Below are 726 nucleotides of genomic sequence, written 5' to 3'. Positions count from 1 at the left end.
GTCCAAATCGATGCACAACAGCGCGTGGCGCACCCCATATCGCACACGTGCCAGAGCATGATTGATCTCCAACTGCAGTAAGGATCGGTTCGCAAGACCGGTCATGGCGTCGTGGTGCGCCATATGGCTGATGCGCGCTTCGGATTGGCGCCGTTTGGTGACGTCAACCATCGTAACAAGGGCGCCCGCCCGCCCCTCATAGGTCACCGCCTGCGTATAGACGTTGGCGTCGATCGTCACTCCGTTCGCTTTACGGTGGCGCCAGCTCCGGTCCTCGAACTCATATCCGCCGAGATCGATGATTTCCTTCAGTTCGTCCCGATCTTCGGCCGGTCGAATGTCGAATATGGTCTTTGCCAGAAACTGTTCGCGGCTGTGTCCATACAGCAGCACCGCGGCATCATTCACGGCGAGAAATTTGAGGTTTTCGCGATCATAGACCCACATCGGCAATGGGGCACGATTGAATAGCGTCTGGAACGCGTCATGCGCCAGGAAGAAACCTTCAATTTGATCGTTCGGATCAGACATTGCGGCAAAATTGGCCGCGAAGGCTCAACTTCAAGTTAAGCGGAGGTTGTCGCAGCGGCGCTTGGTTAACGGCTGATAAGAGTCTGCTGCTGCTTACGTCAATAGGGATATCAAAATCGCTTGTTCCCGCCAGGAATGGAAAACTCCTCCAACGCGGCCAGGCATTGATGTCGGGCTCTCCGCCCGCTCCCCAGT

1 protein-coding gene is annotated in these 726 nt (G+C 56.2%); it reads right to left on the bottom strand.

Annotation, left to right across the window (positions count from 1 at the left end):
- A partial coding sequence (locus tag VQ03_RS30750; protein WP_157064340.1) for a PAS domain S-box protein occupies window positions 1-531 on the bottom strand: 531 nt, incomplete at its 3' end.
- Between the last annotated feature and the right edge of the window lie 195 nt (window positions 532-726).

Source organism: Methylobacterium tarhaniae, from assembly GCF_001043955.1.
Taxonomy (GTDB): Bacteria; Pseudomonadota; Alphaproteobacteria; order Rhizobiales; family Beijerinckiaceae; genus Methylobacterium; species Methylobacterium tarhaniae.
This window is presented reverse-complemented; position numbering and strand designations above follow the sequence as displayed.